Here is a 25,955-nt window from a genome sequence, read left to right on the forward strand (position 1 = left end):
GCGGCGCGGGGCGGGTTCATGGGCAACCGGGGGCGGTTGCACGATGGCGACGGTCGAATGGTGCGACGCTGGCAGGGCAAGGCCTGGATCACCTGCACCTTGCGGGAAAAGCCGGGCCGGGTGTCGCCCGGCGTCGTGCCACCGAACGGCTACACGCGACTTTTCTTTCACGACGAGGCTGTTGCCTGCGCGGCCGGACATCGGCCTTGCGCAGAGTGCCGGCGTGCCGCCTATGACGATTTCCGCCACGCTTGGGCGCAGGTTTTCGGCCAGCGCGCCATGGCACTTGAAATGGACGCAGTCCTGCACGCCGCGCGGGTCGACAGCGCGACGCGCGGGCAGCGGCGGCACATGGCTCGGCCAAGCGACTTGCCTGCTGGCGCGTTCATCCTTTGGCGCGCCCTGCCGCATCTGCTGCGGGGCGCCGACCTGCTGCCCTACCGGCCCGAAGGTTACGGCCCGCCCGTGCAAATGCCCGACGCCGAGGTTGGCGTGCTGACACCAACACCGACGCGGGCCCTGATGCGCTCCGGCGGGCGACCCGCGCTTTGCGCCGCGCAGGACCGGCCGAACTGGTGACAAGCCCGCCGCCGATGCCGGGTGCCAGTCGCTCTGGTGATGCACGTTAGGCCTGCCTTGACCTTGCGGCCTATTTCCGCTATGCGCCGCTGGCGGCCAAAAGGGTCGCGACGCCGGGGCGCCCGGATAACATGCGTCCCATTACCCATGCGGTCCGATACCGCATTCATAGGACGCTGATGACCAAATTTTCCGACCTCGCGCTGGACCCGCGCGTTTTGCAAGCCGTTTCCGAAGCCGGCTACGAAACCCCCACACCAATTCAGGCGCAAGCCATCCCGGAGGCCTTGAAGGGCCGCGACGTTCTGGGCATCGCCCAGACCGGCACCGGCAAGACGGCAAGCTTCGTGCTGCCGATGATCACGCTTCTGGGTCAAGGCCGCGCCCGCGCCCGGATGCCGCGCAGCCTCGTGCTGGCGCCAACGCGCGAACTGGCCGCCCAGGTGGCCGAAAACTTCGAGACCTATGCCAAGCACACCAAACTGACCAAGGCGCTCTTGATCGGCGGCGTGGCATTCGGCGAACAGGACAAGCTGATCGACCGCGGTGTCGACGTGCTGATCGCCACCCCCGGTCGCCTGCTCGACCATTTCGAGCGTGGCAAGCTGTTGCTCAATGGCGTGCAGATCATGGTGGTCGACGAGGCTGACCGGATGCTCGACATGGGGTTCATCCCCGATATCGAACGCATCTTCCAACTGACCCCGTTCACCCGTCAGACCCTGTTCTTCAGCGCCACGATGGCGCCCGAGATCGAGCGGATCACCAACACCTTCCTGACCAACCCGGCCAAGGTCGAAGTGGCGCGGCAGGCGTCCGCCTCGTTGACCATCACGCAGGCGCTGATCGAGGTGAAGCCGACCCGCAAGGACCGCAGCTTTGCCGACAAGCGCGCCGTCCTGCGCGCGCTGATCCGCGCGGAAGGCGAGGCTTGCACCAACGCGATCATCTTCTGCAATCGCAAGATGGACGTGGACGTGGTGGCAAAGTCGCTGAAACAGCACGGCTTCAACGCCTCGCCCATTCACGGCGATCTGGACCAGTCGGTGCGGACGAAAACGCTGGACGGGTTCCGTGACGGCACCGTGCATCTTCTCGTCGCCTCCGATGTGGCGGCGCGCGGGCTCGACATTCCGGCGGTCAGCCATGTGTTCAACTTCGACGTGCCGTCGCACCCTGAAGATTACATCCACCGCATCGGCCGCACCGGCCGCGCGGGGCGGCTGGGCAAGGCCTATACCATCGCCGTGCCGTCGGACGAAAAGTATCTCAAAGCCATCGAGAGCCTGGTCAAATCGGAAATTCCGCGCGGCGCGCTGCCGGAAGGCTTTGTTCCCGGTGAAGATGACGGTCGTCCCGAGCGTCCGCGCGAAGAAAGAAAACCGCGTGGCCGTGATCGCGACCGTGACCGCAAGCCGAAGGAAACCGCCGACAGCCCGCGCGCGTCGATGGAGCCCTTGGTGGTGGTGCAAGCCGAGGCCGCACCGGTGCGCGAAGAGCCACGCCGTGAGGATGCCCGTCGCGAAGAACCTCGTCGCGAAGAGCCTCGTCGCGAAGAAACCCGTCGCGAAGAAACCCGTCGCGAGGAGCCCCGTCGCGAGGAGCCCCGTCGCGAAGAAGCCCGCCGTGAGGAGCCGCGCCGCGACGACCGCCGCCGTGAACCGCGCGAGGGCCGCGATGATCGCCGCGAACGCCCCGATTATCGCCGCGACGACCGGCGCGATTACGGCCCGGCCGTTGTGGGCATGGGCGACCATGTTCCGGACTTCATCCTGCGCAGCTTCGCGCTCAAGACCGCCACGGCTGATGAGCCGGAAGAGGCACCCGCCAACGGCACCGAAGGCTGACACGCGCCCCCGAAACACCAAAGGCCCCGCAGATTGCGGGGCCTTTTGCTTTCGCTGGACGCGCGCTTATTCGGCGACGAGGCGGCTGACCACCACGGTCGTTTCCGGCTTCTTGCCGATCTCTTCCATCGACACCTGCCGCACGATCCGTCGGATCGCCTCTTCCAGCTTGTCATCGTCGCGCAAAAGCTTCCGCCCGGCCTTTTCAAGGAACTCGGCAAGGTCGCCTTCCATCGTCTCGTTCAGCGGGCGGCCGCCAAGGCCGGTGGCGGGCAGGCCCATCACCTCGACCCACGGCTCGCCCATCGGCTCGTCGTTTTCGTCCAGAATGACGGTGACCAGCGCGTGGCCGTTCAGCGCCATGCGGATGCGGTCGCGCACCACCCCGTCCATCGACCCGATCAGCGCCGTGCCATCAAGGTAAAGCCGCCCGGTCTCGATATATTCGGCCACCTCCGGCACGTCGCCGGTCAGGTCGATCATCATGCCGTTCGACGCAACCTCGGCGGCAATTCCCGCCTCGGTCGCGATGCGGGCGTGTTCGCGCAGGTGACGGTGTTCGCCGTGCATCGGAATCAGCATGTCGGGCAGAACAAGGCGGTGGACATGTTCCAGATCGGGACGGTTGGCATGGCCCGAGACGTGGTATTTGCCACCTTGGTCGTCGATCACGTTGACGCCGATTTCGGAAAACGCATTCCAGATCCGGCCCACGTCGCGTTCGTTGCCGGGAATCGTCTTCGAGGAAAAGAGGAAGGTATCGCCCTCCTTCATCTCGATTCCCAGATACTTGCCACGGCTGAGTTGTGCCGAGGCCGCGCGACGTTCCCCCTGGCTGCCGGTGACCAGCAGCATCAGGTTGCGGCGCGGCACGTCCAGCGCCTCTTCCGGGCTGACGGTGCGCGGAAAGCCGGTAAGGACGCCCGCTTCTTCCGAGGCCGAGATCATCCGCTTCATCGAGCGGCCCAGAACGCAAACGGTGCGGTCAGCGGCGCGGGCGGCTTCGGCAAGCGTCTTCAATCGCGCGACGTTGGAGCCGAAGGTGGTGGCAGCCACGATGCCGGTGGCGGATTTGATCAGCTCGGTCAGCGCCGGGCCAAGCGTGCTTTCAGAGCGCCCCGCGTGGGTCGAGAACACGTTGGTGGAATCGCACATCAGCGCCTTGACCGGGCGTTCCGCGACGATTTCGGCAAAGCGGCTGTCATCCCACGCCTCGCCCACCACCGGCTTGTGGTCGATCTTGAAGTCGCCGGAATGCAGGATGCGTCCGGCAGGCGTGTCGATCACCAGCGCCGAGGATTCCGGGATGGAATGGCTGACGGGCACGAACTGCACCTTGAACGGCCCCACCTCGACCGTGCCGGGGCGCGGCTCGACGGTGATGATCTGGTCGATCGGCAGGCCGGCCTCTTCGAACTTCAGCTTGCCGATCGTGGCGGTGAAGCGGCGGCAGTAGACCTTCTTCTGCAGCTTGGGCCACAGGATGCCAAGTGCGCCGATGTGGTCTTCGTGGGCGTGGGTGATGAAGATCGCTTCAAGCCGGTCAAGCCGGGCCTCCAGCCAGGACACATCGGCCATGATCAGATCGACACCGGGCGAGCCGTCCATGTCGGGAAAGGCGACCCCAAGGTCGACGAGGATCAGACGTTCGCGGCCAGCAGGACCGTAGCCGTAGACATAGCAGTTCATGCCGATCTCCCCGGCGCCGCCGAGGGGAAGGTAGATCAGCCGGTTGGTGCTCATATGGTTTCCTTGTTGAAGTCGTTGATCAGGACCAACCCGTGCATTGTCAGGTCATCCTCGATCGAATGAAATAGTTCGGTTCCTTGCGCGAACAGGGAGGCAAGGCCGCCTGTTGCAATGACTTTCATGGGCCGGTCGCGTTCGTGGCGCACGTTGCGCACCACGCCTTCGACCAGCCCGATATAGCCCCAATACACGCCGGACTGCATGCAGGCCACCGTATTCGTGCCGATCACCTTGTCGGGGCGGGCAACGTCGATGTGCGGCAGCGCCGCGGCGGCCATGTGCAAGGCCTCGAGCGAGAGGTTGACGCCGGGCGCAATGACACCGCCGACATAGGCGCCGTCGTGGTCTACCACGTCGAACGTGGTGGCGGTGCCGAAATCGACGACGATCAGATCGCCGCCATGCCGGTCATGCGCGCCGACTGTGTTGACGAGGCGGTCGGGGCCCACGGTCGTGCCCTGATCGACGCGCGGTGGCACCGGCAGCCGGCAGTCGGGTTTGCCAACCACAAGCGGGCGACAACCGAAGTAACGGTCGCAGAGGACGCGCAGGTTGAAGACCACACGCGGCACGGTGGAGGAGATGATCGCCCCGGTCACCGAGGCCTCGGTCTTTGTCAGCATCATCAGCGACGAGAGCCAGACGAAGTATTCATCAGCGGTGCGCTTGTGGTCGGTGGCGATGCGCCAGGTGGCGATGAACTTCGCGCCGTCCCAGATGGAAAACACGGTGTTGGTGTTGCCGCAGTCGATGGCCAGAAGCATGGGCGTTCGTCCTGTTGAAGCGTAAAAGCCGGGGGTTTCACACCCCCGGACCCCCGTGGGATATTTCTGCAAAGGGGAAGGCTCGAGCGGTCAGAAGAACACCTCGGCAGCGGGGATGGCAAGCGTGGCGGAGGGGGTGCGCAGGATCAGGTTGCCGGTGGCGTCGATCATCTCGAAGACGCCGTCATGGGTGGTGGTGCCGGTGCGTGCCACGATCGGTTGCCCGAGGCGGGCGGCGTGGGCCAGCCAATGCGCGCGGATCGGGGCAAAGCCTTCGGAGGTGAAGATTGTCTCCCACCGAGCATAGGCGGGCGCGAGGACGTTCAGGAAGGCCTCGGGCGTGATGCGCTTGCCGGTGCCTTGCAGCAGCGAGACGGGGGCAAGCGCGCCGGGTTCGACGAGGCTCGCGTCCGGGGCGGCGATCAGGTTGACACCAATGCCGATACAAAGCGTGGCGCCGGGGGTGCCAAGGGATTGGCTTTCCAGCAGAATGCCCGCAACCTTGCCGTCGTTCAGCAAGACATCGTTCGGCCATTTCAGGGCAAAGGCGTCAGGCAGGCCGGTTGATGCCACAAAGGCATCACGGAGGGCGACCGCCGCGACGAAGGAGCGGAGCGCCACGGTTTCCGGCGGCTCGACCGGGTGGAGAACGAGCGTGCCGTGGAAGTTGCCGCGAGGGCTGACCCACGGCCGGGCGCGGCGGCCGCGACCTGCGGTTTGAAGGCCGGCGGTGATCCACACCGGGCCACCGCCGCGACGGAACCCTTCGGCATTGGTGCTGTCGATTTCGGGGATGGCGATGCGCCCTGCCCCGTCTGGTGCGTCAGCGGACAAGCGCTTCTGCCGCAAGCGCGGCCACCGGCTCGATCCCGAAAAGGTTGATCATTCCCGCCAGCATGATGATCGCGACCGCGACCAGCATCGCCCATTGCACTGGGGCCATGCGGCTGTCGGCGGGTTCGGTCTCGGCGCCGAAATACATGAAGTAGACGATGCGCAAGTAATAGAACGCGCCAATCACCGAGGCGATGGCACCTGCGACTGCCAGCCAGACCATGCCCGCATCAACCGCAGCTTTCAGGACGTAAAACTTCCCGATGAAGCCCAGCATCGGCGGCACACCGGCGAGGCTGAACAACAGGACCAGCATGGCAAGCGCGCGCAGCGGTTCCTTCTTGGCAAAGGAATTGAGGCTGGCAATGTCGCTGACCGGGCGGCCGTCACGCTCCATCGACAGGATGAAGGCAAAGGTTCCGACGTTCATGGTGACGTAGATTGCCATGTAGATCAGCATCGCCTGCACGCCGCCTGCGGTGCCGACCGCAAGGCCCATCAGCGCAAACCCCATGTGGGCGATCGAGGAATAGGCCATCAGGCGCTTGATGTCGCGCTGACCGATTGCCGCCACCGCGCCGAGGAACATCGAGGCGACGGAGAGGGCGGCGATCACCTGACCCCACTGCCCCGGCACGCCGCCGAAGGCGTCATGCACCAGCCGTGCGATCAGCGCCATCGCAGCGACCTTCGGGGCTGTTGCAAAGAAGGCGGTCACCGGTGTGGGCGAGCCTTCGTAAACGTCCGGCGTCCACATGTGGAAGGGTGCTGCGGAGACCTTGAAGGCAAGGCCCGACAGCATGAACACAAGGCCGAAGAGGAGGCCAAGCGGCACGCCGTCCTGCACGGTGGACAGGATGCCCGCAAACTGCGTGGTGCCGGCGTAGCCATAGACGAGCGAAGCGCCGTAAAGCAGCAGCCCCGACGAGAGTGCGCCGAGAACAAAGTATTTCAGGCCCGCTTCCGACGATTTCGCACTGTCGCGGCGCATTGCGGCGACGACGTAAAGCGACAGCGACTGCAGCTCAAGGCCCATGTAGAGCGACATCAGGTCGCCCGCCGATACCATCATCATCATGCCGATGACCGACAGCGTGACGAGGATCGGAAACTCGAACCGCAGAAGATCGCGGCGCTGCATGTAGTCCATGCTCATCACCAGAACTGCGGCAGCCGAGATCAGGATGGTCACCTTGGCAAAGCGCGCGAAGGGGTCGTCGATGAACATGCCGTTGAAGGCGGTGCGCTCGCCCGCGCCATTCATTCCGATATAAAGCGCCAGCAGCAGGAACAGCCCCGCCGTCGACCACATGAGCGTCGGCGCCAGCTTGTCCTTGGTGGTGTAGACGCCGACCAGAAGCGCCGCCATGGCGTAACCGGCCATCACGATTTCGGGCAGGATGGTGGTGAAATCTGCTGGCATCATGGCCGGAACCTCAATTCAGGGCCACCTGCCCGGCCACATCGGGCAGGGCAGCGTGGTAGTCGGAGACAAGGGCGGCGACGCTTGGCCCGATGATGTCGGTGACAAGACTTGGGTAGACGCCAAGGATCAGGGTCATCGCGACAAGGGGCGCGAAGATCAGCTTTTCGCGGCGGTCCATGTCGGTGATGGTTTTCAGCGCCTCTTTCACCAGCGCGCCGAACATGACGCGGCGATACAGCCACAGCGCATAGGCCGCCGACAGGATCACGCCCGAGGTCGCCACGGCGGCGACCCAGGTGTTGACCTGGAAGATGCCGACCAGAGTGAGGAATTCACCGACGAAACCCGAGGTGCCGGGCAGGCCGACGTTGGCCATCGTAAAGAACATGAACACCAGCGCATAGGCGGGCATCCGGTTCACAAGGCCGCCATAAGCCTCGATCTCGCGGGTGTGCATCCGGTCGTAGATCACGCCGACGCACAGGAACAAGGCGCCGGAAATGAAGCCGTGCGACAGCATCTGGAAGATCGCGCCATCGACACCCTGCTGGTTCACCGCGAAAATGCCCATCGTGACATAGCCCATGTGCGCGACCGACGAATAGGCGATCAGCTTTTTCATGTCGGTCTGCGCCAGTGCCACAAGCGAGGTATAGACAATGGCGATGGCTGACATCCACAGGACCAGCGGGCCAAGCACATCCGACCCCACCGGGAACATCGGGATCGAGAACCGCAGGAAGCCGTAGCCGCCCATCTTCAGCAGGATCGCGGCCAGCACCACCGACCCCGCAGTCGGCGCCTGCACGTGCGCGTCGGGCAGCCAGGTATGCACAGGCCACATCGGCATCTTCACCGCGAAGGACGCGAAGAAGGCGAGGAAAAGCATGGTCTGCAGCCCACCAACCACCGGGATGCCAAGGATCGAGAAGGTCTCGGACCCGAAGTCATGCGCCAGCAGCTTCACGATGTCGGTGGTCCCGGCATCAAGATACATCGCGATCATCGCGACCAGCATCAGCACCGAGCCGAGGAAGGTATAGAGGAAGAACTTGAAGGCCGCGTAGATCCGCTCCTTGCCGCCCCAGATGCCGATGATCAGGAACATCGGGATCAGCCCGGCCTCGAAGAACAGATAGAACAGCACCAGGTCCAGCGCGCAGAACACGCCAAGCATCAGCGTTTCCAGGACCAGAAACGCGATCATGTATTCCTTGACCCGCGTTTCCACGTTCCAGCACGACAGGATCGTGATCGGCATCAGGAACGTCGTCAGCATCACGAACAGGATCGAGATGCCGTCAACACCCATCCGGTAGCTGAGACCCATGATCCAGGCGCGTTCCTCGACGAACTGGAACCCGGTGTTCGACGGATCAAAGCGCAGCAGCACGAACAGCGAGATCAGGAACGTCGCCGACGTCGTGAACAGCGCAAGCCATTTCGCCCCGCGCTGTGCCGCAGCGTCATCGCCACGCAGGAACAGCGCCATGATGATCGCCGCGACAAGCGGCAGGAAGGTGATGATCGAGAGAAGCTGGTTTTCCATGGTGCGCGCCCCTTACTTCGCGCCGCCGAACAGCGTCATCCAGGTAACCAGGGCTACGATCCCCAGAACCATCGCAAATGCATAGTGGAAGAGGTAGCCGGACTGCGCCCTTCCGGCGAGACGGGTGAAGAAGGGGATGATCCCCAAGGCCACCCCGTTGATCGAGCCGTCGATCACATCCCCGTCGCCGCGCTTCCACAGGAAGCCTCCAAGCCAGCGGGCCGGACGCACGATCATAAAGTCATAGGCCTCGTCGAAGTACCACTTGTTCAAAAGGAACAGATACAGCGGGCGCTGCTGCGTGGCGAGGCGTCCGGGCAGGCTCGGGTCTTTGATGTAGAACAGCCAGGCCAGGGCAAAGCCGAACAGCATCGCCACGAAGGGCGAAACCTTGACCCAGGTCGGCACCAGATGGGCCGCGTTGATCATGGTGGTCGGCGCGTGGTCTGCCTTGGCGACCTTGTCGGCGTCAAGCCGGACGTCAACGCTGGCCTGTTCGTCTGCAGTGAACGGCAGCATCACCAGCGCACCCTGCGGCACGGCTCCGGCTTCGGCCCCAGCTTCGGCCCCAGCTTCGGCGGAATGGTCGGCGGCGGAGGCGGCTGCACCCTCGGTCGCGGCGGTCGCGCCATGGGCTTCGTCCGCTGCAGGGGCGGCTTCGCCAGACTGACCCTCTGCCTCGCTGTGCTCGGCAGTTGCCATCCCGAACCAGTCGCGGACGGCAGCCTCGTCGCCAAAGAACACCTTGTACCACAGCATCCCCGAGAACATCGCCCCAAGCGCCAGCGCGCCAAGCGGGATCAGCATGACCAACGGGCTTTCCTGCGGCTCGTGGTGCCCATGGTCGCCATGCCCGTTGTCACCATGCCCATGGGCGTCGTGGCCGCCAGCGCGGCTGGTGCCGTAGAAGGTCAGGAACATCAACCGCCAGGAATAGAAGCTGGTCATCGCCGCTGCTACCACCAGCAGCCAGAACGCATAGCCCGATCCGACCCAGGCGCTTTCGATCACCGCATCCTTCGACAGGAAGCCGGCAAAGCCGTAATGCGTCAGCGGAATGCCGACCCCAGTGATCGCCAGCGTGCCGATCATCATCATCCAGAAGGTGAAGGGGATCTTCTTCCGCAGCCCGCCATAGTTGCGCATGTCCTGTTCGTGGTGCGTCGCGGTGATCACCGAGCCCGCGCCAAGGAACAGCATCGCCTTGAAGAAGGCATGGGTGAACAGGTGGAACATCGCCACCGAATACACGCCGACACCTGCCGCCACGAACATGTAGCCAAGCTGCGACATCGTCGAATAGGCAATCACGCGCTTGATGTCGTTCTGCACCAGACCGATCGTCGCCGCGACAAAGGCCGTGGTCGCCCCCAGCACCGTGATGAACGCGGTCGCTTGCGGCGCGTATTCATAGACCGGCGACATCCGGCAGACCAGGAACACCCCCGCCGTCACCATCGTCGCGGCGTGGATCAGCGCCGACACCGGCGTCGGGCCCTCCATCGCGTCCGGCAGCCAGGTGTGCAGGAACAGCTGTGCCGATTTGCCCATCGCCCCGATGAACAGCAGCACACCGACAAGGTTCGCCGCGTTCCACTCGCCCCACAGGAAGGTCAGGTTGGTTTCCGCCAGCGCAGGCGCGGCAGCAAACACGTCGTCAAAGCGGATGCTGTCGGTCAGGTAGAACAGCGCAAAGATCCCCAGCGCAAAGCCGAAGTCACCGACACGGTTGACGACGAAAGCCTTGATCGCGGCGGCATTGGCGCTTGGCTTGCGGTAGTAGAACCCGATCAGCAGGTAGGACGCGACGCCGACGCCTTCCCAGCCGAAGAACATCTGCACCAGGTTGTCCGACGTCACCAGCATCAGCATGGAGAAGGTGAAGAACGACAGATAGGCAAAGAACCGCGCCCGATAAGGCTCGTCGTCGCCCCAGTTCTCGTCATGCGCCATGTAGCCGAAGGAATAGAGGTGCACGAGCGCCGAGACCGAGTTCACCACCACCAGCATGATCGCCGTCAATCGGTCGAGGCGGATCGCCCACTCGGTCGCAAGGCTGCCGCTTTCGATCCAGCGCATCAGCACGATCTGCTGCGTCTCGCCATCGAAGGTCAGGAAGATGATCCACGACAGCGCCGCCGCCAGGAACAAGAGCGCGGTCGCAATCACCTGCCCGGCACGCTCGCCAATGATGCGCCAGCCAAAGCCGCAGATCAGCGCGCCGATCAGCGGCGCAAAAAGAATGATCGTTGCCATCACGGGTCAGCCTTTCATCACGTTGACGTCTTCCACGTCGATCGTGCCGCGGTTGCGGAAGAACACGACGAGGATGGCAAGGCCGATGGCCGCTTCGGCGGCTGCGACGGTCAGGACGAACATGGTGAAGATCTGCCCGACCAGATCGCCCGCGAAGGACGAAAAGGCGACAAGGTTGATGTTCACCGCCAGAAGCATCAACTCGATCGACATCAGGATCACGATCACGTTCTTCCGGTTGAGGAAGATCCCGAAGATGCCGATGACGAACAGCGCCGCCGCCACCGTCAGGTAATGTTCAAGTCCAACCATCTCACGTTCCCTCCGGGTCTTTTGCCCGTTGTCTTCTGTCTTGCCCCCGTGGGGGCGCGGAATGGGCCTAAAGCCCCTGTCCCGGTTTCACGTCCTTCAGTTCCATCGCCTTGGCCGGGTCGCGCCACATCTGCTGCAGCACGTTCTGGCGCTTGATGTCGCGGCGGTGACGCAGGGTCAGCAGGATCGCTCCGATCATCGCGACCAGGAGGATCAGGCCTGACAACTGGAACAGCAGGAAATAGCGGTCGTAGAGGATCATCCCCAGCGCGCGCGTATTCTCGATCTCGGTCGGGGTGACGGCCTGACGCAGACCCTCGGCACCGGGTGCTGCATCCCAGACACCAACGCCGATTGCGATCTGCATCAGAAGCACGACACCGATCAGCAGGCCCAAGGGCATGTACCGCGCCAGTTCGCCCTTCAACTCGGCAAAGTCGATGTCCAGCATCATCACGACAAACAGGAACAGAACCGCCACCGCGCCGACGTAGACGATAACCAGCAGCATCGCTACGAATTCTGCACCCAGCAGCACGAAAAGTCCCGAGGTCGACAGGAATGCAAGGATCAGCCACAGCACCGAATGCACCGGGTTGCGGCTGATCGTGACCATCAGGCCCGCGACCACCGTGACGCTGGCAAAGGCGTAAAAGGCAAAGTCAACGACGGTCATGCGTCTTTCTCCCCGGTGTCGTCGGCGGTCTCGGCAAAGACCTGTTGCGCGATCTCCAGCGCCTTCTGCATGGCGGGCACGCCGCCGAACATGCTCATCTGCCAGATCACCTCGGCGACCTCGCGCTTCGTGGCCCCGGCGGCAAGGCCGTTCTTGATGGTCATCCGCAACTGCGGCTCGCCGATCGGGCCAAGCACGGTCTGCGCGGCAATCGTCACCAGAAACCGGGTCCGCGCATCAAGCCCTTCGGGATTGAAGGTCTTGCCGAACCACATTTCCAGAATTTCCTTCGGCATCGCCGGGAACATCTTTTCCCATCCCTTGACGTCGGCGTTTTCCATCGCTGGCGCGAACGCCTTGGCCATTTTCTGGCCCTGCTCCATCATCGCGGCGAAGATCTTGGCGAAATCGTCGGTCATCAGCGGTACGGCGCGTCGAGTTCAAGGTTGCGGGCGATTTCGCCTTCCCAGCGTTCGCCGTTCGCCAGAAGCTTGTCCTTGTTGTACAAAAGCTCCTCGCGGGTCTCGGTGGAAAACTCGAAGTTCGGGCCCTCGACGATGGCGTCGACCGGGCACGCCTCCTGGCAAAAGCCGCAGTAGATGCACTTGGTCATGTCGATGTCGTAGCGCGTGGTGCGACGGCTGCCGTCCTCGCGCGGTTCGGCGTCGATGGTGATCGCCTGCGCCGGGCAGATCGCCTCGCACAGCTTGCACGCAATGCAGCGTTCCTCGCCGTTGGGGTAGCGGCGCAGCGCGTGTTCGCCCCGGAACCGCGGCGACAGCGGGCCCTTTTCATGCGGGTAGTTCAGCGTGGTTTTCGGCTTGAAGAAGTATTTCATGCCAAGGCCGAAACCCTTGATGAAATCCATCAGCAGGAAATAGCGGGTCGCGCGGTTCCAGTCGATGTTGGACATCTTCATTCCCAAGTTTCGCAGCGCTTCTTGAGCACCTGCATCTGTTCATCAATCACGTCCTGCAGGGCAACACCCTCAAGGTCGCTCACGAGCACCTCAAGCAAGTTTTCTGACATTTCTACAAAGCACTTAGTGGCCCGCATTTCCTTCATGAAGGTCTCATCTTCAGCGATGTGCGTTGCATCTTCGGGGAACTCTGCCCCTCGCCAATCAGCATCCGAGGGCGTCAAGCACTTGGTAACAGCAAGCCCCGCGCGAAGACGGTCCATGGCTTCGCCTCGATACTCCGGCGAACGTCCCGCTGTTCGTGCTGTGGTAACCGAGTCCAACAGGGCAAAGGCTGACATGGTCCATACCCGAATTCGGGCACTTGCCGGGGACATCCAAGCTGGCAGTTCTGACGTGGCCGCGGGGACTTGCCAAGGCGAAGGCGCCCCTCCGGCACTCGCCTCAAATGCCACAAGCTGCGGTCCGCACAAATCTTCGGCCAGTTGACGAGGAGTAGGTTTTGACTGCTGCGCCGATGCGGTAGCACCCAGGAAAGAAAGCAGCATCGCCGTTGCTAGGCCCGGTGTAGTCAATCTCGGGAGGTGTGCTCGCATCATCAGCCTCCAATCGCCCAGCGGGCCCAGAAGCCACCGAACACTTCGAATTTCGCAAGGAACGCCACCAACACCACCCAGCCCAGCGACAAGGGCAGGAACACCTTCCAGCCGATCCGCATCAACTGGTCATAGCGGTAGCGGGGCACGATCGCCTTCACCATGGCGAACATGAAGAAGAAGAACCACATCTTGCCGACCATCCACCACCAGCCATCGGCCAGTCCGGGAATGGGCGACAGCCAGCCGCCGAAGAACAGCAAGGACATCAGCGCGCACATCAGGAAGATCGCGATGTATTCGCCGGCCATGAACAGAAGGTAGGGCGTCGAGGAATATTCCACCATGAACCCGGCCACCAGTTCCGATTCCGCTTCCGGCAGATCGAACGGCGGGCGGTTGGTTTCCGCCAAGGCGCTGATGAAGAACAGGAAAACCATCGGGAAGTGCGGCAGCCAGTACCAGTTGAACAGCCCCCAGTCACCGTCCTGCGCCGCCACGATGGCCGAAAAGTTCATCCCCCCGGTCGAGATGATGATGCCGATGATGATCAGGCCCAGCGACACCTCGTAGGAAATCATCTGCGCCGCAGACCGCAACGAGCCAAGAAACGGGTATTTGGAGTTCGACGCCCAGCCGCCCATGATCACGCCGTAAACCTCCAGCGAGGACACCGCGAACACGAACAGGATCGCCACGTTGATGTTGGCCAGAACCCAGCCGTCATCGAACGGGATCACCGCCCAGGCCAGGATCGCCAGCACGAAGGACAGCATCGGCGCCAGAAAGAACACCGGGCGGTCGGCTCCGGCAGGCACCACGATTTCCTTGACCACATATTTCAGCGCGTCGGCCACCGATTGCAGCAGGCCAAAGGCGCCCACCACGTTCGGCCCCTTGCGAAGCTGGACCGCAGCCCAGATCTTCCGGTCGCCATAGACGAGGAACAGCAGGCTGATCATCACGAAGGCAACGATAAGAAGGCTTTGTGCCGCAATCAGCACCGCCGTTCCGAACCCCGTGGAAAGAAACCCGTCCATGTCAGCCCCTTACTTCAAACCGTCGGTATTCCAAGCTCTGCACATTCCGCCGCCGTCACTTCGGCGTCGATGGTGCGCAGGCCCTCGGGCAAGGTCGCAGAGATCATGTAGACCGCATCTCCGTACCACGTCCGTCCGTCTTTCTTCACGATGGTGCGCACTTGCCGTGCGAACCCGTATTCCTTGTCCAGCGCATATTGCGCCGCCGCACAGCGACCATAGGCCTCGACATCCGCCCTGCCCGTCGCGCCAGTCATTGCCACGTTGAAGCTGACCAGCCCGTCATCCAGCAGGATCGTCTGTATGCCACCGTATTGCTGCTGGCCGCGTCCGTCTGTCACCTCCGCCGATTGCGTGCAAGCCCCCAGCGCCGCCGTGGCGGTGGTGAGTGTCGCGGCAAGGGTGAAGGGGTGGACCAACGCCTTACTCCGCCGCCATCGCCGGGGTGGCGCGGGCTTTCGCCATCGCCGACAGTTCCGCCATCACCGAAGATGCCCGCGCGACCGGGTTGGTCAGGTAGAAATCCTTGATCGCGTTGCGGAAATCAGCCTTGCCCATCGCCTTCACCGGCAGCGCCGACCATGCGTTCTGCGCCACCCGATCGACGCCCCCCAGATGCGGATGCGCCGTCACCAGCGCGCGGCGCAACGCGGCAAGGCTGTCCCACGGCAGGGTGGCCCCCAACTCGGCCGACAATGCCCGCAGAATGGCCCAGTTTTCCTTCGCCTCACCGGGGGCAAACCCGGCGCGGAACGCCAGTTGCGGTCGGCCTTCGGTGTTGACGAAAAGACCGTTTTCCTCGGTCCAGGCCGCGCCCGGCAGGATGATGTCGGCGCGCGCAGCACCCCGGTCGCCGTGACTGCCCTGATAAATCACGAACGGCCCCTCGGCGATCACCACCTCGTCCGCGCCAAGGTTGTAGATCACCTCGGCCCCCTCGGTCGCCGCCGCCAGACCACCCTCGGTCGCGGCGCCTACATCCATCGCGCCGACGCGCGATGCAGCCGTGTGCAGGATCAAGAGTTTCGAGTTCGAGTTTTCCGCCAGCTTCATCGCATGGGCCAGCACCGCCTCGCCATCGGCTTCGGTGATCGCCCCCTGCCCGACGATGACGATCGACGCCTTCGCCTTCGTCTCGTCGCTGATCACCTGCGACGACAGCTTTTCCAGCGCCGCACGGTCGGTGCCGACATGGACATGGTCATAGGTCAGATCGACCGCCTCGCCCACCAGCCCGACCGTCGCACCCAAGCTCCACGCCTTGCGGATGCGCGCGTTCAAAACCGGAGCCTCGACCCGCGGGTTGGTGCCGATCAACTGGATCATCTTTGCGCTGTCGATATCCTCGATCGTCGCGGTGCCGACATAGCCCGAACGGTTGCCGATCGGCAGCTTGGCGTTGTCGGTGCGGCACTCGATGCGGCCACCGATGCTGCGGATAAGCTGGGTCAGGCTGAACACGGCCTCGACCGGCACCAGATCACCGACCAGCGCCGCGACCTTCCTGCCCTGCATCGCCGCCGCCGCCATCGTCAGCGCCTCGGCCCACGACGCTTTGCGCAAGCGGCCGTTCTCGCGCACATATGGCGTATCCAGCCGTTGGCGGCGCAACCCGTCCCAGACGAAGCGGGTCTTGTCGGAAATCCATTCCTCGTTCACGCCGTCATGGTTGCGCGGCAGGATGCGCATGACTTCGCGGCCCTTGGTGTCGACCCGGATGTTCGACCCAAGCGCGTCCATCACGTCGATGGTCTCGGTCTTGGTCAACTCCCAGGGCCGGGCGGTGAAGGCATAGGGCTTCGAGGTCAGCGCGCCAACCGGGCAAAGGTCGATGATGTTGCCCTGCAGGTTCGAATCCAGCGTCAGGTTCAGGTAGCTGGTGATCTCACTGTCTTCGCCGCGCCCGGTCTGGCCCATCTGGGTGATCCCCGCCACTTCGGTGGTGAAGCGGACGCAGCGGGTGCAGGAAATGCAGCGGGTCATCGCGGTCTTGACCAAGGGGCCAAGGTTCAGGTCCTCGGTCGCCCGCTTCGGCTCGCGGTAGCGGGAGAAGTCCACGCCGTAGGCCATCGCCTGATCCTGCAGGTCGCACTCGCCGCCCTGGTCGCAGATCGGGCAATCCAGCGGGTGGTTGATCAGAAGGAACTCCATCACCCCTTCGCGGGCCTTCTTCACCATCGGCGACTTGGTCTTGACCACGGGCGCCTGACCCTCCGGCCCCGGCCGCAGGTCCTTGACCTGCATCGCGCAGGAGGCTGCGGGTTTCGGAGGCCCACCGACCACCTCGACCAGACACATCCGGCAGTTCCCGGCGATGGTCAGGCGTTCGTGGTAGCAGAACCGAGGGATCTCGACCCCCGCCACTTCCGCTGCCTGGATGATGGTCATCGCGCCATCGACCTCGACCTCGATCCCGTCGATGCTGATTTTCTTCAAGTTAGACATGCGCCCGGTCCTTCCGCAGCAGCCCCTTCACCGCGTCACGCAGCCGGGCCAGAAGCCCAAGCGCCGCCGGGGCCGCCTGTTTCGTCGTATCCTGTTCAAACGACAGGTGTTTCACGCGCGCCTCGATGTCGCGCATCATGTATTTCGGGTCAGTACCGCCGTAGCACATCGCCCCTACTCCGCCGCCACTTGGGCACAGCCGTGCGTCTGCCACAGCTGCGCTTCCTTGAGATACTTCCAGCCGAAGGCATGGTCGCTGTCGCCATGCGCTTCAAGATGCTTCAACCGCTCCAGCGCCTCGTCCAGGGTTGGCCGATGCCCCGCAGGCACCCACCACATGACGAAATGCATCTTCCCCAGCACCTCGAACCACTCCGCCCGCCGTTCATAGAACGCGCGGTGGACGGTGTTGAAGACGAACTGCTCCAGCGTCTCGACGCTTTCCCAGACCGTCAGGTTCGACACGAACTGCGGGTCGCCGTCGATCTTGGCCTCGGTGTTCCCCGTGCCGGGCTCGCCCGAACCTTCCATCATCCAGACGAACCCGGGCATCCGCTTGCCCATCCCGTTCACCCGGTCCAGCGCGGCCATGAACTCGGCCACGCGCGGGTCGTCGGTGGGGGCCAAGAGGCGCCCCACGTTCAACTCGGCCAGGTGAAGGACGGGTTCTGTCACTTCTTCGACCTCAAAAGGTAGCCGATCAGGCTGTTCTTGGCGATTTCCTCTTCGCCGATCGTGCAGTAAGCGTCGGCATTGCCAGGCTCGGCACCCTTGGCCTTCAGCCATTCGGCGGCCTCGGCCTTGAACTTGGCCTTCTCGGTGTCCGAGGTGACGAAGGCGCGCACAACGCTGGCCTCGTAGCCCTGCTTCAGCGCAAAGTCGCGCAGCTTGTTCAGTTCGCCAAGGGCGCGAAGGTTGCGCGGCTCGATGGTCGGGCAATTGTCGGCAATGGCGTCGCCGATAAAGCCTTGCAGCAGCTTTTCGCGAATCTCGGGGTTTTCGTTGATCGGGACCAGCGCCAGCGCGGGCGTGGCGGCAAGGGTCAGGGCGATAATCATCGTGCGAAGCATGTTGGCCTCCTTGGCTGCTCGTGCCCCGCAGATGCCGCCAAACGCCGTTGATATGCCATGACAAAGCGCCCGGCTCAGGTCCTTGTGACCGAAGGTGACGGCAGATGTCATGCGCAACCCTCCGGATAGACCCATGCGCCGGTCGCCCGGTCGAAACGGTCGTAGATCGAGACGTTGACCTTGCCCCCACAGACCGCATCGGCAGCCTTGCGGGCCAGGGCACCCTCCCACATCTGGAACGGTTGGCCATTGTTGGTGACACGCACAGGCTCCCGCCCTGCAGGAACGGACGGAGCCGTCGCCACGCAGGCTCCCTGAGCCAGGGTCACCGAAAGGGCCAGCGCAATCCGCATCACGCGACCCCCCGCTGCCGAAACGCAACGACCAGACTCATCACCGCAGCGAACGGGGCGGAGTCCACAAGCGACACGGACAACAGCGCATAAAGAAAATCACCAGAACCGGAGTCATTCCACGTCAAACCGGCCAGGATCGGCGGGACGGCCGCCGTAAAACAGGCCGTTCGCCACAACCACGACAACTTGTGCGCGGGCGCCATCAGCGCCAGCGAGATCAGCACGATCCCCAAAGACAGGAATGGCACGCTGAACATCACGTCCATCACTCCGCCGCCACCGCCGAGACGCGGCCCGTGCGCTTGGCCTTGATCCGGTCCTCGATCTCGTCGCGGAAGGCGCGGATCAGGCCCTGGATCGGCCAGGCGGCGGCGTCACCAAGGGCGCAGATCGTGTGGCCCTCAACCTGCTTGGTCACGGACAGAAGCATGTCGATCTCTTCGACCTCGGCCTCGCCGCGCACCAGGCGGTCCATCACGCGCATCATCCAGCCGGTGCCTTCGCGGCAGGGGGTGCATTGGCCGCAGGACTCGTGCTTGTAGAACTTCGACAGCCGCCAGATCGCCTTGATCACGTCGGTGGACTTGTCCATCACGATCACCGCCGCCGTCCCCAGACCCGACCGCTGCTCACGCAGCCAGTCGAAGTCCATGATCGCGTCGTCGCATTGTTCCTTGGTCAGCAAGGGCACCGAGGACCCGCCGGGGATCACCGCCTTGATGTTGTCCCACCCGCCGCGCACGCCGCCGCAATGCCGCTCCAGCAGCTCTTTCAGCGGGATCGACATCGCCTCTTCGACGACGCAGGGCTGCATCACATGGCCCGAGATGCCGAACAGCTTGGTCCCGGTGTTGTTCGGTCGGCCAAAGCTGGCGAACCAGTCCGACCCGCGCCGCACGATGGACGGCACGACCGCAATCGACTCGACGTTGTTCACCGTGGTCGGGCAGCCATACAAGCCCGAGCCTGCCGGGAACGGCGGCTTCATCCGGGGCATGCCCTTCTTGCCTTCCAGGCTTTCCAGAAGCGCGGTTTCCTCGCCGCAGATATAGGCCCCTGCCCCGTGGTGAAGATACAGGTCGAAGTCCCAGCCAGACTTGGCCGCGTTCTTGCCCAGCATCCCGGCGTCGTAGCATTCGTCAATGGCGGCCTGCAGAGCCTCACGCTCACGGATGTATTCGCCGCGGATGTAGATGTAGCAGGTGTTGGCGTTCATCGCGAAGGAGGCGATCAGCGCGCCCTCGATCAGCGTATGCGGGTCGTGCCGCATGATCTCGCGGTCCTTGCAGGTGCCGGGTTCCGACTCGTCGGCGTTGATCACCAGGTAGGACGGACGCCCGTCCGACTGCTTGGGCATGAACGACCACTTGAGGCCGGTCGGGAACCCCGCACCGCCCCGCCCGCGCAGGCCTGAAGCCTTCACCTGCTCGATGATGGTGTCGCGGCCCCGCTTGATGATGTCAGCCGTGCCATTCCAATGCCCGCGCTTCATGGCCCCCTTCAGGCTGCGATCATGCATCCCGTAGAGGTTGGTGAAAATGCGGTCCTGATCCTTGAGCATCTTGGTCTTCCTAACCCCGGCGTCCGCGCCAGATCTGATACGTCACCACGAGGGCCCAGACAAAGGCCGCGATGGCGAGAAGGTCGAAGAGGAACACATAGCGCACCTCCAACCCGAGTTGTCCGCCCAGCCACTGGGCCCCCATCCACAGTACGATGGTCACCGCCAGCACGATGCCCACCAGCCGCGCCTGACGGGCGCGCTGAAGGTCAGATGGATCGGGACGGGTCTGGGTCATGTTTCAGTAGCTGTTGGTCTTGGCGCGTTCCCGGAAGGCCGCAAGCCCTTCGGTGACGATGATCCTGGCCTGCGCCACCCAGCGGTCGCGCGTCACACGGCCCTTGAAGCCCTTCAGGTTCGCGTCGACCCAGGCCACATCGGCGTCGCTCCACCCCGCGATCTGGTCGAAATGGAAGAACCCCATCTCGTTCACCAGCTTTTCCATCGCCGGGCCGACGCCTTCGATTTCCTTCAGGTTGTCCGCCTTGCCATCGCGCGGAGCCGCCAGCCGCGCCGGACCATCGGTGGTCGCAACTTCGGCGGGCGCTGCAGCTGCAGGCGCTGCCACGAAAGCGGCAGGCGGAGCCGCCGGCTCGGGGGCTGCTGCGTGCAGTCTGGCAGCCGGCATCGCACCTTGCGCAGGCATGTTGCCACGCCGCATCCCGACGATCAGTCCGACGACGACGGTCAGCACACCGGCGATGGCCGCAGCCGGGGTCAGGTCGAAATCCCCCACAAGGGACAGCGCCACGAAGGCGACAAGCCCGGCGGTCGCTGCCAGCATCCAGCCACCGATCGAGGGGGCATTCACATTCTCTGCTCTAGGCATTCCATGTCACTCCCGTTGCAGCAGCCCGCGCGGGGCCACCGATGGCTTCAGTAATCATTTGACCTGGCGCGTTCGCGGAACGCCTCAAGCCCGTCGCTGACGATGATCCGTGCCTGTTCCACCCATTTGTCGCGGGCGATGCGGCCCTTGAACGTCTTCATTTCGGCATCGACCAATGCCACATCGGCTTCGGTCCAGGCGGCGATCTGGTCAAAGTGGAAAAAGCCAAGGCTGTTCACCAGCTTTTCCAGCGCCGGGCCGATGCCCTCGATCTCTTGCAGGTCGTCGGGCTTGCCCTTGCGCGGCGCCTTGAGGCGGACCAGGCCCTGCGGTTCGGCCTTCGCGGCCTTGGGTTTTGCCGTCTTCGCGGCCTTCGGCTTGGTCTCTGTCCCGGCCGGGACCTTGGCGTCGACCTTCGCTTTCGCCGCCTTGGGCTTTGGCTCGGCCTTGGGCTTTGCCGCGGCCTTTGCGACGGCCTTAGCCGACACCTTCGCAACCGGAACCTCGGTCGGGGCCGGTTGGGCAGGGGCCGGTTCGGTAGGGACGGGTGGCAGGATCGTCGGTGCAACATCAAGGCGCGTCAGCGGCGTCACCACCGAGGACGGGCGCTGCGGCACGACGACACCTTCGGCCCGTGCCGGCACGGCCCTGGCGACCGGAGCGGTCGCGCCATCGGTCCCGCCAATCCGCACGCCGACATCCGACGTCGCAGGCACCACCTTGCGCACGCGGCGGGCCTCTTCCTGGTCATCGTAGCGGTTCACCGTCACGGCCAGCCGGTGCAGCACCAGAAGCACGATCAGCGCGATTGCGGTCGAGAAAAGTCCCGCCGGGACGAAGTGGTAGAACAGCCAGCCACGCAGCACGGCAAAGGTGACCACCCAGGAGAGAACCACCAGCCCCCAGCCACCCATGCCGATCGTCGTGTCGTCGTCGCCGACCTTCATTCCGCTTCACCCCGCAACCGAACCACCTTTACGCCCTTGCCGCTGCTTCCGCCTCGGCCACCGTGCCGCCTGCCGCCAGAATCCTGGCCTGCACCACCCACTTGTCGCGGGTCACACGGCCCTTGAAGCCTTCCAGGTTCTCGTCGACCCAGGCGACTTCACCCGCGGTCCAGTTGGCGATCTGGTCAAAGTGGAAAAAGCCCAGCCGGTTGCACAAGGCTTCCAGCTTGGGGCCGATCCCGACGATCAGCTTCAGATCATCCGCCTTGCCATCCTTGGGCGCCGACAGGCCCGCAGGCTGCACGCCCCCCGCCTGGCCCGAGGCCTTGGCCTCAGGTGTTGCCAGCGGTGTTGCGTTCGGTGCATTGCCGTCCGCCTTGGGCTTGCCCCTGGACGAGGCCTTGGCTTCCTGCACAGTCGCGCCCGTCGCATCCGCCGGGGCCCCCGCGCCGGGCTTCGGCTCGACCTGGCGACCCTTGGCGGGCGTCACGGCTGCGGGCTTGCCCAGCCAGGGCGTCAGCAGCGGCACTTCGGTCCCGTCGATGCGCTTGACCGTGTCCTTCAGGTCCACCGCCGCCTGCGCGCTGGCGTTGTACTGCTTGCGGCCCGATTCAAAGTCCTTGAGGCTGGTCAGCCCCCCGATCGGTTCCGCCGCATAGCGTCCGTTCTGCGGCCCAGGCACCGGGACCTCGCCCTTCGAGAACCGCCCGATCAGGTCGCGCAGCTTCTCGGGCGTCAGGTCCTCGTAGTAGTCCTTGCCGATCTGGGCCATGGGGGCGTTGGCGCAAGCGCCCATGCACTCCACCTCTTCCCAGCTGAACTTGCCATCGGCGCTTAAGGTGTGGGGGGTCTTGGCGATCAGCTCTTTCGCCACGGCCACCAGGTCCTCGGCCCCGCAGATCATGCAGCTGGTCGTGCCGCAAATCTGCACATGGGCGACGCTGCCCACGGGCTGCAGCTGGAACATGAAGTAGAACGTCGCCACTTCCAGCGCCCGGATATAGGCCATGCCCAGCATGTCGGCGACATGCTCGATGGCGGGGCGCGAAAGCCAGCCCTCCTGCTCCTGCGCGCGCCACAGCAGCGGGATGATGGCCGAGGCCTGACGGCCTTCGGGGTATTTGGAGATCTGGCCCTTGGCCCAGGCCAGGTTCGCCGGAGTGAAGGCGAAAGAGGCGGGTTGGTCTTTGTGAAGGCGGCGCAGCATGGTCTAGAAATATCCCCTGGCGATAGTCAGGATTACGGCGGTTGCGGCACCGGCGACGGCACCCATGACAAGACGGTTGCCAAACTTGGCAGCCATGACCCCGGCCAGACCCGAAGCCGCGCCCAGGATCAGAGTCCACAGGTTGATCGTGACGTCCGGCATCACCGGTCAACCTCGCCAAAGACGATGTCCATCGTGCCGATGATGGCGCTGACGTCGGCCAGCTGGTGGCCCTTGCAGATGTAGTCCATCGACTGCAGGTGCAGATACCCCGGCGCGCGGATCTTGGCGCGGTAGGGCTTGTTCGTGCCATCGGCGACCAGATAGACCCCGAATTCCCCTTTCGGAGCCTCGACCGCCGCATAAACCTCACCGGCGGGGACGTGGAAGCCTTCGGTGTAAAGCTTGAAGTGGTGGATCAAGGCCTCCATCGAGGTCTTCATCTCGCCCCGCTTCGGCGGAGTGATCTTGCCGCGCGCAAGGATGTCGCCCTTTTCGACCCGCAGTTTGGCACAGGCCTGGCGGATGATGTGGGTCGACTGCCGCATCTCCTCCATTCGGCAGAGATAGCGATCATAGCAGTCGCCGTTCTTGCCGACGGGGATCTGGAACTCGAACTCGTCGTAGCATTCGTAGGGTTGGGCGCGGCGCAGGTCCCAGGCGAGGCCCGACCCACGCACCATCACGCCGGAATAGCCCCACTTCTGGATGTCCGCTTCGGTCACCACGCCGATATCGGCGTTGCGCTGCTTGAAGATGCGGTTTTCCGTCAGAAGGCCGTCGATGTCATCCAGCACCTTCGGGAACTGGACCGCCCAGGCGTCGATGTCCTCGATCAACTGGGGCGGAAGGTCCTGGTGCACCCCACCCGGCCGGAAATAGGCCGCGTGCAGACGCGCGCCCGAGGCCCGCTCGTAGAACACCATCAGCTTTTCACGTTCCTCGAAGCCCCAGAGCGGCGGCGTCAGCGCGCCCACGTCCATCGCCTGAGTGGTCACGTTCAGCAGGTGGTTCAGCACCCGGCCAATCTCGGAGAAAAGCACCCGGATCAGGCTGGCCCGGCGCGGCACCTCGGTCCCGGTCAGGCGTTCGATCGCAAGACACCAGGCATGTTCCTGGTTCATCGGAGCCACATAATCCAGCCGGTCGAAATAGGGCAGGTTCTGCAGATAGGTCCGGCTTTCCATCAGCTTTTCGGTCCCGCGGTGCAGCAAGCCGATATGCGGGTCGCAGCGTTCGACGATCTCGCCGTCCAGCTCCAGCACCAGACGCAGCACGCCGTGTGCGGCCGGGTGTTGCGGGCCGAAGTTGATGTTGAAGTTGCGGATGCGCTGTTCGCCGGTCTCGAAATCGGTCGAGCCGTCGTCATAGGTGTTCACGCGGATATCGCCGTCCATCATGTTCATTTCCAATCCTTCGCGGAACGGTTGGCCAGCTTGCGAATGTGAAGAACCAGGCCCTGAAGAGCGAAGGTCAAGACGACCCCGACCAGAAAGCCCGGCAAAAGATCGCCCAGCGTCAGATTGCGCGGCCCGACAAAACCGACCGGGGCCAGCGCCTCCCGGATCGCGGAGACGGCGTAAACCTCGGTCAGCGTGGCGACCAGCGCCCCGGCCACCAGCGGCAGCCACCAGCGGCCGACGACCGCCGACAGGACGCCGACCACCGCCACGACGGCCCATGTGGTCCAGGTCAGAAGGTTGAAGATCACCCCCTGCCCAAACGCCTCGGGCGAGCCGATGGAAGCGCCGATCACTTCGCCACCTCTTTCTTCTCGTCACCGGGCAGGATGTATTCGGCACCCTCCCACGGGGACATGAAATCGAACTGCCGGTATTCCTGCACCAGGTTCACCGGCTCGTAGACGACACGCTTCAAGGCCTCGTCATAGCGGACCTCGGTGTAGCCAGTGGTCGGAAAGTCCTTGCGCAAGGGATGCCCACGGAAGCCGTAGTCGGTCAGGATGCGCCGCAGGTCCGGGTGGCCCGAGAAAAGGATCCCGAACATGTCGAACACCTCACGCTCGAACCAGTTCGCGCTGGGGTGCAGCTCGTGGATCGACGGCACCATCTGATCCTCGCGGACCGCGACCTTCACGCGGATGCGCTGGTTCCGGTACATCGACAGGAAATGATAGACCATGTCGAACCGCTGGGCGCGCTCTGGGTGGTCCACCGCCGTGATGTCGACCAGCGACGAGAACCGGCACGACGCATCATCGCGCAAGGTTTCGACCAGGGCTTCCAGATTGGCCAGGTTGGCGACAAGGGTCAGCTCGCCGAAGGCAATGGTCGAGGACACGACCGCCTCGGGCTGCTTCAGCGCGATGATCGCGGCCAGTTCCTGCAGGGCTTCGGACATGGGGTTACCTCACCAAAGTGCCAGTGCGGCGGATCTTCCGCTGCAACTGCAGGATACCGTAGAGCAGAGCCTCGGCCGTGGGCGGGCAGCCCGGCACGTAGACGTCGACCGGGACGATCCGGTCGCAGCCGCGCACGACAGAATAGCTGTAGTGATAGTAGCCCCCGCCATTGGCGCAGGAGCCCATGGAGATCACATAGCGCGGCTCGGGCATCTGGTCGTAGACCTTGCGCAGCGCCGGGGCCATCTTGTTGGTCAGCGTCCCGGCGACGATCATCAGGTCCGACTGGCGCGGGCTGGCGCGCGGTGCGGTCCCGAAGCGTTCCAGGTCATAGCGCGGCATGGATGTGTGCATCATCTCGACGGCGCAGCACGCCAGACCGAAGGTCATCCAGTGCAAGCTGCCGATCCGGGCCCAGTTGATGATGTCCTCGGTCGAAGTCAGAAGGAAGCCCTTGTCCGACAGCTCGCGGTTCAGCGCCTGGACGGCAACCTCATGGTCGCCCCCGGCCGTGTTTGCACCCGCCATAACGCCCATCGAAGTCACCCCTTCTGCATTCTGTGCGCCAACCGGCAGACCGGAGCGCCCTTTCGAAACTGTCTTGCCAGACTGTACCGCAGCATCCTGCGAT

General features: G+C 64.0%; 31 protein-coding genes. 2 read left to right on the forward strand and 29 right to left on the reverse strand.

Annotation, left to right across the window (positions count from 1 at the left end):
* Both U1E69_RS00635 and U1E69_RS00640 read left to right on the forward strand, forming a co-directional pair.
* Positions 1 to 579, forward strand: a 579-nt coding sequence (locus U1E69_RS00635) for a hypothetical protein (protein ID WP_322242085.1), incomplete at its 5' end; no start/stop codon positions are given.
* A gap of 179 nt (positions 580 to 758) precedes the next feature.
* The gene (locus tag U1E69_RS00640) at positions 759 to 2,426 is read left to right on the forward strand and encodes a DEAD/DEAH box helicase (protein WP_305568155.1); all 1,668 of its coding nucleotides are present in this window, start codon (positions 759 to 761) and stop codon (positions 2,424 to 2,426) included.
* 66 nt (positions 2,427 to 2,492) lie between these two features.
* Here U1E69_RS00640 and U1E69_RS00645 read toward each other — a convergent pair whose 3' ends face one another.
* The 29 genes from U1E69_RS00645 to U1E69_RS00785 form a co-directional block, all read right to left on the reverse strand.
* On the reverse strand, positions 2,493 to 4,169 hold the full coding sequence (locus tag U1E69_RS00645; RefSeq protein WP_305568156.1) for a ribonuclease J: 1,677 nt from the start codon (positions 4,167 to 4,169) through the stop codon (positions 2,493 to 2,495).
* Complete coding sequence (locus U1E69_RS00650; RefSeq protein ID WP_305568157.1) at positions 4,166 to 4,939, reverse strand: type III pantothenate kinase; 774 nt, start codon at positions 4,937 to 4,939, stop codon at positions 4,166 to 4,168. The genes U1E69_RS00645 and U1E69_RS00650 overlap by 4 nt, the downstream gene beginning before the upstream one ends.
* Positions 4,940 to 5,029: 90 nt before the next feature.
* Positions 5,030 to 5,773 carry a biotin--[acetyl-CoA-carboxylase] ligase gene (locus tag U1E69_RS00655; RefSeq protein WP_305568158.1) on the reverse strand — a complete coding sequence of 248 codons (744 nt, stop codon included), beginning with the start codon at positions 5,771 to 5,773 and terminating at the stop codon, positions 5,030 to 5,032.
* Complete coding sequence (nuoN, locus tag U1E69_RS00660) at positions 5,763 to 7,199, reverse strand: NADH-quinone oxidoreductase subunit NuoN (RefSeq protein ID WP_305568159.1); 1,437 nt, start codon at positions 7,197 to 7,199, stop codon at positions 5,763 to 5,765. Before nuoN ends, U1E69_RS00655 begins: the two co-directional genes overlap by 11 nt.
* Before the next feature lie 10 nt (positions 7,200 to 7,209).
* A complete protein-coding gene (locus U1E69_RS00665) occupies positions 7,210 to 8,748 on the reverse strand; it encodes an NADH-quinone oxidoreductase subunit M (RefSeq protein ID WP_305568160.1) in 1,539 nt (512 codons plus the stop codon).
* A gap of 12 nt (positions 8,749 to 8,760) precedes the next feature.
* Entirely contained in the window at positions 8,761 to 11,004 is a 2,244-nt protein-coding gene (nuoL, locus tag U1E69_RS00670; protein ID WP_305568161.1) for an NADH-quinone oxidoreductase subunit L, read from the reverse strand.
* 6 nt (positions 11,005 to 11,010) lie between these two features.
* Positions 11,011 to 11,316 carry an NADH-quinone oxidoreductase subunit NuoK gene (gene nuoK, locus U1E69_RS00675; protein WP_305568162.1) on the reverse strand — a complete coding sequence of 102 codons (306 nt, stop codon included), beginning with the start codon at positions 11,314 to 11,316 and terminating at the stop codon, positions 11,011 to 11,013.
* Positions 11,317 to 11,383: 67 nt separating this feature from the next.
* On the reverse strand, positions 11,384 to 11,992 hold the full coding sequence (locus U1E69_RS00680; protein ID WP_305568163.1) for an NADH-quinone oxidoreductase subunit J: 609 nt from the start codon (positions 11,990 to 11,992) through the stop codon (positions 11,384 to 11,386).
* Complete coding sequence (locus U1E69_RS00685; RefSeq protein WP_305568164.1) at positions 11,989 to 12,411, reverse strand: carboxymuconolactone decarboxylase family protein; 423 nt, start codon at positions 12,409 to 12,411, stop codon at positions 11,989 to 11,991. The genes U1E69_RS00680 and U1E69_RS00685 overlap by 4 nt, the downstream gene beginning before the upstream one ends.
* Positions 12,411 to 12,905, reverse strand: coding sequence for an NADH-quinone oxidoreductase subunit NuoI (nuoI, locus tag U1E69_RS00690; protein WP_305568165.1), 495 nt, complete (start codon positions 12,903 to 12,905; stop codon positions 12,411 to 12,413). The genes U1E69_RS00685 and nuoI overlap by 1 nt, the downstream gene beginning before the upstream one ends.
* 2 nt (positions 12,906 to 12,907) lie before the next feature.
* Complete coding sequence (locus U1E69_RS00695) at positions 12,908 to 13,174, reverse strand: hypothetical protein (protein ID WP_305568166.1); 267 nt, start codon at positions 13,172 to 13,174, stop codon at positions 12,908 to 12,910.
* A 335-nt stretch (positions 13,175 to 13,509) separates the two neighbouring features.
* On the reverse strand, positions 13,510 to 14,547 hold the full coding sequence (gene nuoH / locus U1E69_RS00700) for an NADH-quinone oxidoreductase subunit NuoH (protein ID WP_305568167.1): 1,038 nt from the start codon (positions 14,545 to 14,547) through the stop codon (positions 13,510 to 13,512).
* A 14-nt stretch (positions 14,548 to 14,561) separates the two neighbouring features.
* Positions 14,562 to 14,966, reverse strand: coding sequence for a hypothetical protein (locus tag U1E69_RS00705; RefSeq protein ID WP_371133972.1), 405 nt, complete (start codon positions 14,964 to 14,966; stop codon positions 14,562 to 14,564).
* A gap of 4 nt (positions 14,967 to 14,970) precedes the next feature.
* A complete protein-coding gene (gene nuoG / locus U1E69_RS00710) occupies positions 14,971 to 16,992 on the reverse strand; it encodes an NADH-quinone oxidoreductase subunit NuoG (RefSeq protein WP_322242087.1) in 2,022 nt (673 codons plus the stop codon).
* Positions 16,985 to 17,161 (reverse strand): hypothetical protein, encoded by a 177-nt coding sequence (locus U1E69_RS00715; protein ID WP_322242088.1) that lies wholly within the window; start codon positions 17,159 to 17,161, stop codon positions 16,985 to 16,987. The genes nuoG and U1E69_RS00715 overlap by 8 nt, the downstream gene beginning before the upstream one ends.
* A 5-nt stretch (positions 17,162 to 17,166) precedes the next feature.
* Positions 17,167 to 17,667, reverse strand: a complete 501-nt coding sequence (locus U1E69_RS00720; RefSeq protein WP_322242089.1) for a DUF3291 domain-containing protein — start codon at positions 17,665 to 17,667, stop codon at positions 17,167 to 17,169.
* Complete coding sequence (locus U1E69_RS00725; protein ID WP_322242090.1) at positions 17,664 to 18,173, reverse strand: DUF5333 domain-containing protein; 510 nt, start codon at positions 18,171 to 18,173, stop codon at positions 17,664 to 17,666. Before U1E69_RS00725 ends, U1E69_RS00720 begins: the two co-directional genes overlap by 4 nt.
* Positions 18,170 to 18,415, reverse strand: coding sequence for a hypothetical protein (locus tag U1E69_RS00730; RefSeq protein WP_322242092.1), 246 nt, complete (start codon positions 18,413 to 18,415; stop codon positions 18,170 to 18,172). Before U1E69_RS00730 ends, U1E69_RS00725 begins: the two co-directional genes overlap by 4 nt.
* Complete coding sequence (locus U1E69_RS00735) at positions 18,415 to 18,684, reverse strand: hypothetical protein (RefSeq protein WP_322242093.1); 270 nt, start codon at positions 18,682 to 18,684, stop codon at positions 18,415 to 18,417. Before U1E69_RS00735 ends, U1E69_RS00730 begins: the two co-directional genes overlap by 1 nt.
* Positions 18,684 to 19,979, reverse strand: a complete 1,296-nt coding sequence (gene nuoF / locus U1E69_RS00740) for an NADH-quinone oxidoreductase subunit NuoF (RefSeq protein ID WP_322242094.1) — start codon at positions 19,977 to 19,979, stop codon at positions 18,684 to 18,686. Before nuoF ends, U1E69_RS00735 begins: the two co-directional genes overlap by 1 nt.
* A 10-nt stretch (positions 19,980 to 19,989) precedes the next feature.
* A complete protein-coding gene (locus U1E69_RS00745; RefSeq protein WP_322242096.1) occupies positions 19,990 to 20,217 on the reverse strand; it encodes a DUF5337 domain-containing protein in 228 nt (75 codons plus the stop codon).
* 3 nt (positions 20,218 to 20,220) lie between these two features.
* Positions 20,221 to 20,808: an NADH:ubiquinone oxidoreductase gene (locus tag U1E69_RS00750; protein WP_322242097.1), complete on the reverse strand. Its 588-nt coding sequence runs from the start codon at positions 20,806 to 20,808 to the stop codon at positions 20,221 to 20,223.
* Positions 20,809 to 20,855: 47 nt separating this feature from the next.
* A complete protein-coding gene (locus tag U1E69_RS00755; protein WP_322242098.1) occupies positions 20,856 to 21,755 on the reverse strand; it encodes a hypothetical protein in 900 nt (299 codons plus the stop codon).
* A 28-nt stretch (positions 21,756 to 21,783) separates the two neighbouring features.
* Positions 21,784 to 22,962 (reverse strand): NADH-quinone oxidoreductase subunit E, encoded by a 1,179-nt coding sequence (locus U1E69_RS00760; protein WP_322242099.1) that lies wholly within the window; start codon positions 22,960 to 22,962, stop codon positions 21,784 to 21,786.
* Positions 22,963 to 22,965: 3 nt separating this feature from the next.
* Positions 22,966 to 23,124 (reverse strand): hypothetical protein, encoded by a 159-nt coding sequence (locus tag U1E69_RS00765; protein ID WP_295074968.1) that lies wholly within the window; start codon positions 23,122 to 23,124, stop codon positions 22,966 to 22,968.
* A complete protein-coding gene (locus U1E69_RS00770) occupies positions 23,124 to 24,362 on the reverse strand; it encodes an NADH-quinone oxidoreductase subunit D (RefSeq protein WP_322242119.1) in 1,239 nt (412 codons plus the stop codon). Before U1E69_RS00770 ends, U1E69_RS00765 begins: the two co-directional genes overlap by 1 nt.
* 2 nt (positions 24,363 to 24,364) lie before the next feature.
* Positions 24,365 to 24,718, reverse strand: a complete 354-nt coding sequence (locus U1E69_RS00775) for a hypothetical protein (RefSeq protein WP_322242100.1) — start codon at positions 24,716 to 24,718, stop codon at positions 24,365 to 24,367.
* Positions 24,715 to 25,323 (reverse strand): NADH-quinone oxidoreductase subunit C, encoded by a 609-nt coding sequence (locus U1E69_RS00780; protein ID WP_322242102.1) that lies wholly within the window; start codon positions 25,321 to 25,323, stop codon positions 24,715 to 24,717. Before U1E69_RS00780 ends, U1E69_RS00775 begins: the two co-directional genes overlap by 4 nt.
* Before the next feature lie 4 nt (positions 25,324 to 25,327).
* Positions 25,328 to 25,861 (reverse strand): NuoB/complex I 20 kDa subunit family protein, encoded by a 534-nt coding sequence (locus tag U1E69_RS00785; protein WP_305548697.1) that lies wholly within the window; start codon positions 25,859 to 25,861, stop codon positions 25,328 to 25,330.
* Positions 25,862 to 25,955: the final 94 nt, after the last annotated feature.

Origin of the sequence: Tabrizicola sp. (assembly GCF_034366665.1) — a bacterium.
In the GTDB taxonomy this organism is placed as follows: domain Bacteria; phylum Pseudomonadota; class Alphaproteobacteria; order Rhodobacterales; family Rhodobacteraceae; genus Tabrizicola.